Origin of the sequence: Acidovorax sp. HMWF018, assembly GCF_003061035.1 — a bacterium.
GTDB lineage: Bacteria > Pseudomonadota > Gammaproteobacteria > Burkholderiales > Burkholderiaceae_C > Acidovorax > Acidovorax delafieldii.
Genome location: NZ_QAIM01000469.1, coordinates 1 through 5,288, shown reverse-complemented (window position 1 = coordinate 5,288; position 5,288 = coordinate 1). Strand labels below are relative to the sequence as shown.

Genomic DNA, 5,288 nt, shown 5'->3' with positions numbered 1-5,288 from the left:
GCGCATGCCGATTTTTTGCGCTTCAGCCCAGATCGGCGGCCGAGGGCAGGTACAACCCCTCGGCGGTAGTGATGGCGCGCGCAGCCCGTGCTGCCCGCGCCGTGGCGATGGCCGTGGCCTCGGCCGCCATGGTGGCCAGCACCATCATGCCCGGGCTCTTGCCGCTGCGGCCCGTGCCCAGGCTGAAGAGGGTGTCGCCGTCCGACATGGTGTGCACGGGGTTGATGCTGCGGGCCAGTCCGTCGTGAGCGGCCACGGCCAGGCGGTGGGCCTGCACCTTGGTGATGACCGCGTCAGTGGCGACCACCCCGATGGTGGTGTTGGTGCCCGCCAGCAGGGGCTGGGGCGGGTCGCCGCGCAGCAGGGCGCGGCGCGTGTCGCGCAAACGCAGGCCGTCGTCGGTGCGTGCCCCGGCAATCACTTGCGCGGTGTCGGGGTCGATCACGTCGCCCAGCGCATTGCAGGCGATGAGAGCACCCACCGTGACGCCGTCCACGGTGACGGAGGCGGTACCGATGCCACCCTTCATCGCACGGTGGATGCCGAAGATCTTGCCCAGCGCCGCACCGGTGCCCGCGCCCACGTTACCTTCGGCCGGGTCTGCGGTGGAGGCGGCCTCGCACGCCGCGTAGCCCGCTGCCGCATCGGGGCGGATGCGCATGTCGCCCACCAGCAGGTCGAACAGCACCGCGGCGGGCACGATGGGCAGGCGGCCCACGGCCACGTCAAAACCCACGCCGCGCTCTTCGAGCCAGCGAACGGCGCCGGTGGCGGCGTCCAGCCCCCAGGCGCTGCCGCCCGCGAGCATGATGGCGTGCACCTTGTCCACCAGGTTGGAGGGTTGGAGCAAATCCGTCTCGCGCGTACCGGGTGCGGCACCGCGCACATCCACCCCGGCCACAGCGCCCTCGCGGGTGATGATGACGGTGCAGCCCGTGGGGCGGCGGGTTTCGGTGAAGTGGCCGACCTCGATGCCGGCCACGCGGGTGATGCTGCCAGCGTCGCCAGCCATTGCGTGTGGAGAACTCATGGCTGGTGATTATGGTGCCCTGGGGCCGGGCGACAGTTGCGCAGCATCAGGGCCCTGGCGCTGCACGTGGAGTCGCGTCAGGGCGCTTTCTCGATCCGTTGGACGTGGTAGGCACCGCTGACCTGTTCGGCCCGAAAGCGCACCTTGTCGCCGGGTTTCAGGTCGCCCACCACGCCGGCGTCCGCCACGCGGAACACCATGGTCATGGGCGGCATCTCCAGGTTCTTGATCTCGCCGTGTTTGAGGGTCAGGCGCAGGGTGCGCGGGTCCCAGCGGGTGATTTCGCCTTCGCTCAGATCCGCCGGTGGCGCGGACGGTGCGGTGGCGGCGGGGTGGTGGCTGCTGTGGCTGTCTGCGGCAGCCCCTGCGGGCGCCTGCGCCAGGGCGGGCCCTGCAACCAGGACGAGCAGGGCGGCAGCCAGCGGGATGGAGAAGAAGTGCTGGGTCATGTGGATGCCTTTTTGTTGTAGCTGTTGAAGATGCGCGTGCTGCCGTCGTGGGCCACCAGCAGCACGTCGTACGGGTCGCGCCGGTCGCCATACACGGCGCCGTCCATGCCTGGCGATCCCACGGGCATGCCCGGCACGGCCAGGCCCAGGGCCTTGGGCTTTTGCTGCAGCAGCTTGCGCACATCGCTGGCGGGCACGTGGCCTTCCACCAGGTAGCCGCCCACCAGCGCGGTGTGGCACGAACCCAGTTTTGGCGGCAGTCCCAGGCGGGCACGCACGGCGTTGTTGCCGGTGGCATGCACCTTCACGGCAAAGCCGTTGGCTTGCATGTGGTCCACCCAGTCCTGGCAGCAGCCGCAGTTGGGGTCTTTCCACACTTCCAGCGGTGTGGGCGTGTTGGTGGCGGCGCGGGACCCAACCGGCAGCAAAGCGACGGCCAACCCCGCGCCCAGCAGAGGCAGAGTGGTGGCCAGCCATTGGCGGCGGGCAGGGCTGGGGAGCGCGGTCATGGATGCGGATGCAGCCCGAGGGCGTTGGAGGGTCATGGTGTTTCTCCTGGCGTTATGGATGGCGGGGCAGCACGGTGATGGTGCCGGTCATGCCGGCCTGGTAATGGCCGGGGATGAGGCAGGCAAAGTCAAAGCTGCCTGCGCGGTTGAAGTGCCACACGATGTCGCCGGCCTTGCCCGCCGCCACATGGGCCATGTAAGGCTCGTCGTGTTCCATGCCCGGGTGCTTTTTCATCATCTCGGCGTGCTGGTCCAGCTCCGCCTTGGTGCCGATCACGATCTCGTGCAGCACCTGGCCTTTGTTCTGTGCGCGCAGCCGCACGGTGTCGCCCTCGCGCACTTCGATGTGGCGGGGGCTGAACCGCATGTCGTCGCCCATGCGCACGGTGATCGTGCGGCGCACCTGCTGGGCATCGCCTGCAATGCCCCAGTCTTTTTGCTCTTTGACCACGGGGGCTGTGGAGGTGCGGTGGGGCATGTTTTCATGCCCATAGGCAGCAAAAGTGCCGAATGCGCTAGTGCATATTGCCCAGGCAGCTATGAATTTAATAGTGTTCATGGTGATCGTTGGCATCAATGTTGGTGGCCGCTGGCAGCGGGCTTGCGTGCATTGGCCGCGCCTGGGGCGGTGCCTGGGGTGTCGGTGCGTGCAGGGCGTGGTGTGGCGGCCGGTGCGCCTTGCCATTCAAAGGCCTGGGTGCCGCGTGGCTGCCTGAAGTCGCCGGGGTCGGCATAGCTGCCTGCGGGTTGGTCAGCGCGCACCTTGAGCGTGGTGAACATGCCGCCCATCTCCAGCGGGCCGAAGGGGCCGGTGCCGGTCATCATCGGGAAGGTGTTGTCGGGCAGCGGCATCTCCATGGCGCCCATGTCGGCCATGCCGCGCTCGCCCATCACCATGTAGTCGGGCACGATCTTCTGGATCTTGCCGGCCAGGCCCCGGTGGTCCACGCCGATCATGGTGGGCACGGCGTGCCCCATGGCGCCCATGGTGTGGTGGCTCTTGTGGCAGTGCAGGGCCCAGTCGCCGGGTTCGTCGGCGATGAACTCCACCTGCCGCATCTGGCCCACGGCCACGTCGGTGGTCACCTCCGGCCAGCGCGCGCTCTTGGGCACGGGGCCGCCGTCGGTGCCGGTCACTTCAAACTCGTGCCCATGCAGGTGGATAGGGTGGTTGGTCATGGTGAGGTTGCCCACGCGGATGCGCACGCGCTCGCCCTGACGCGCCACCAGCGGGCTGATGGCGGGGAACACGCGGCTGTTCCAGCACCAGATGTTGTGGTCCAGCATGGTGTTGACCTTGGGGGTCATGCTGCCGGGCTCCACGTCAAAGGCGTTGAGCAGAAACGCGTAGTCGCGCTGCACCTTGGCGATCTGCGGGTGGCTGCCCTTGGGGTGGGTGATCCACAGGCCCATCATGCCCATGGCCATCTGCACCATCTCGTCGGCATGCGGGTGGTACATGAAGGTGCCGGGGCGGCGCGCCACAAACTCGTACACGAAGGTCTTGCCGGGCTGGATGGCGGGCTGGGTGAGGCCACCGACGCCGTCCATGCCGTTGGGCAGGCGCTGGCCGTGCCAGTGGATGGTGGTGTGCTCGGGCAGTCGGTTGGTGACGAAGATGCGCACGCGGTCGCCCTCGACCACCTCGATGGTGGGGCCAGGGCTCTGGCCGTTGTAGCCCCACATGTTGACCATGAAGCCGGGCGCCACCTCGCGCACCACGGGCTCGGCCACCAGGTGGAACTCCTTGACGCCCGCGTTCATGCGCCAGGGGGCGGTCCAGCCGTTCAGGGTGACCACGGGGTTGTAGGGCCGGCCAGTGGGCGGGTGCAGCGGCGGCGCGGTGTCTGCGCTGGACTGCATTGCGGGCTCGGGCAGCGCGGCCAGGGCCACGCGGCTGACGGAGGCTGCAGCCACGGCCGTGGCGGCGCCAGAAAAGAAATTGCGGCGGTTCATGTCAATGGCCTTGTGGGGTGGTGGAGGCTGCGGCGCCGGATGTGAGGCCCTGCAGGGCACCGGGCGAGGTACCCGTCAGCGCCAATTGCAGGTCGGTCTCGGCCAGCCAGAAGTCGCGCTGCGCTTCGATGGCGTTGGCCACGGCCTGCGTGCTGTTGCGTGCTTCGGCCAGCATGTCCCACACGCTGGCCAGCATGCCGTTGTAGCGCAGCGTGGTTTCGTCGCTGATGAGCTGGCGCAGGGGCACGACCTCCGCCTGCTGTTGGCGCGCCAGGTCCAGGGCGGTGCGGTAGGTGAGCCAGGCGGCACGCACCTCGCTGCGGGCGCGCACGGCGGTGTCTTGCAGCTGGGCGGCGCTTTGCTCCACCTCGGCCTGGGCGCGGGTACGGGCTGCGCCGCCCCAGTCGAACAGGGGCAGGGGCAGTTCGATCTCCCAGCCGCGCTTGATGTCGCTGCTGCCGGTGGCGCGCTCGGTTGCGGTGTTGCGGCTGTAGGCCAGTCCGATGTCGCCAAACACGGCGCTAGCGCGGCTCCAGCCCTGGCGCACTGCCTGTGTGTCGAGCTGGCGGCGCGCGGCCTGCACATCCAGCCGCTCGCGCAGGGCGGTGGCTTCGATACCGTCTGCGGGCAAGGCGGTGGCGGGCAGAGGAGGCAGCTGCGGTGCCAGCTGGTATTGCGCCTGCGCCCCCCACACACCCAGGCGGCGGTTCAGGTCCTCGCGGGCGGTGGCGGCCGCCAGCCGGGCGCGGGCGCGCTGGCTGTTGGCCTCGTGCAGCACGGCTTGCTCGCGGGCCTGCTGCAGGCGGCTCCAGTTGCCTACCTGCGCCATGCGGCGCGCCAGCTCGGTTCCTACCTCGGCGGCTTCGACCATGCGGTCGTGCGTGGCAGCCACCTGCTCGGCCGCCACGGCGCGCAGCCAGGCACGGCGGGTGTCTGCGGCCAGTTGCACCACGTCCTGTGCGGCTTGCAGCGTGGCGATCTGCAGGCGCTCGGCTTTGCGCTGGGTGCGCCAGGGCAGGGTGATCAGATCCATCAGGCCAAAGGCGAGGGTGCGTTCGATCTCACGCTCCTGGCTATTGGTGAAACGCCCCAGGGTCAGGTGCGGGTTGGGCAGCGAGATGGCTTGCACCCGCTCGGCATCGGCCACGCCCAGTGCGGCCAGCCGGGCTTGCAGGCCGGGGTTGTTGAGCAGGGCAATGCGCACGGCGGCGTCTTGTGTCAGGGGCTGGGCAAGCCAGCCGTCGATGGACTGCTGGGCCTTTGCGCGGGCGCTCGGTTCCATCGCGGGCAAGGCCGCCTGCGCCACACCGGCGGTACGGCCTGCAGTCAGCGCTGCGACATCAC

6 protein-coding genes are annotated in these 5,288 nt (G+C 69.3%); all 6 read right to left on the bottom strand.

What is annotated here, in order from left to right:
- Nucleotides 1-22 precede the first annotated feature (22 nt).
- Nucleotides 23-1,030 carry a P1 family peptidase gene (locus DBR23_RS19710; protein WP_108499327.1) on the bottom strand — a complete coding sequence of 336 codons (1,008 nt, stop codon included), beginning with the start codon at nt 1,028-1,030 and terminating at the stop codon, nt 23-25.
- Nucleotides 1,031-1,107: 77 nt separating this feature from the next.
- Complete coding sequence (locus DBR23_RS19705; protein ID WP_015014705.1) at nt 1,108-1,479, bottom strand: copper-binding protein; 372 nt, start codon at nt 1,477-1,479, stop codon at nt 1,108-1,110.
- On the bottom strand, nt 1,476-2,024 hold the full coding sequence (locus DBR23_RS19700; RefSeq protein ID WP_233250591.1) for a DUF411 domain-containing protein: 549 nt from the start codon (nt 2,022-2,024) through the stop codon (nt 1,476-1,478). Before DBR23_RS19700 ends, DBR23_RS19705 begins: the two co-directional genes overlap by 4 nt.
- Nucleotides 2,025-2,040: 16 nt before the next feature.
- Entirely contained in the window at nt 2,041-2,547 is a 507-nt protein-coding gene (locus DBR23_RS19695) for a plastocyanin/azurin family copper-binding protein (protein ID WP_043566642.1), read from the bottom strand.
- 14 nt (nt 2,548-2,561) lie between these two features.
- Nucleotides 2,562-3,944, bottom strand: a complete 1,383-nt coding sequence (locus tag DBR23_RS19690; protein ID WP_108499325.1) for a multicopper oxidase family protein — start codon at nt 3,942-3,944, stop codon at nt 2,562-2,564.
- A 1-nt stretch (nt 3,945) separates the two neighbouring features.
- Nucleotides 3,946-5,288, bottom strand: a 1,343-nt coding sequence (locus DBR23_RS19685; protein ID WP_108499324.1) for a TolC family protein, incomplete at its 5' end; no start/stop codon positions are given.

Coding starts and splice junctions, on each gene's coding strand:
- DBR23_RS19710 (WP_108499327.1), bottom strand. CDS start 1,030: ATGAGTTCTCCACACGCAATGGCTGGCGACGCTGGCAGCATCACCCGC.
- DBR23_RS19705 (WP_015014705.1), bottom strand. CDS start 1,479: ATGACCCAGCACTTCTTCTCCATCCCGCTGGCTGCCGCCCTGCTCGTC.
- DBR23_RS19700 (WP_233250591.1), bottom strand. CDS start 2,024: ATGACCCTCCAACGCCCTCGGGCTGCATCCGCATCCATGACCGCGCTC.
- DBR23_RS19695 (WP_043566642.1), bottom strand. CDS start 2,547: ATGAACACTATTAAATTCATAGCTGCCTGGGCAATATGCACTAGCGCA.
- DBR23_RS19690 (WP_108499325.1), bottom strand. CDS start 3,944: ATGAACCGCCGCAATTTCTTTTCTGGCGCCGCCACGGCCGTGGCTGCA.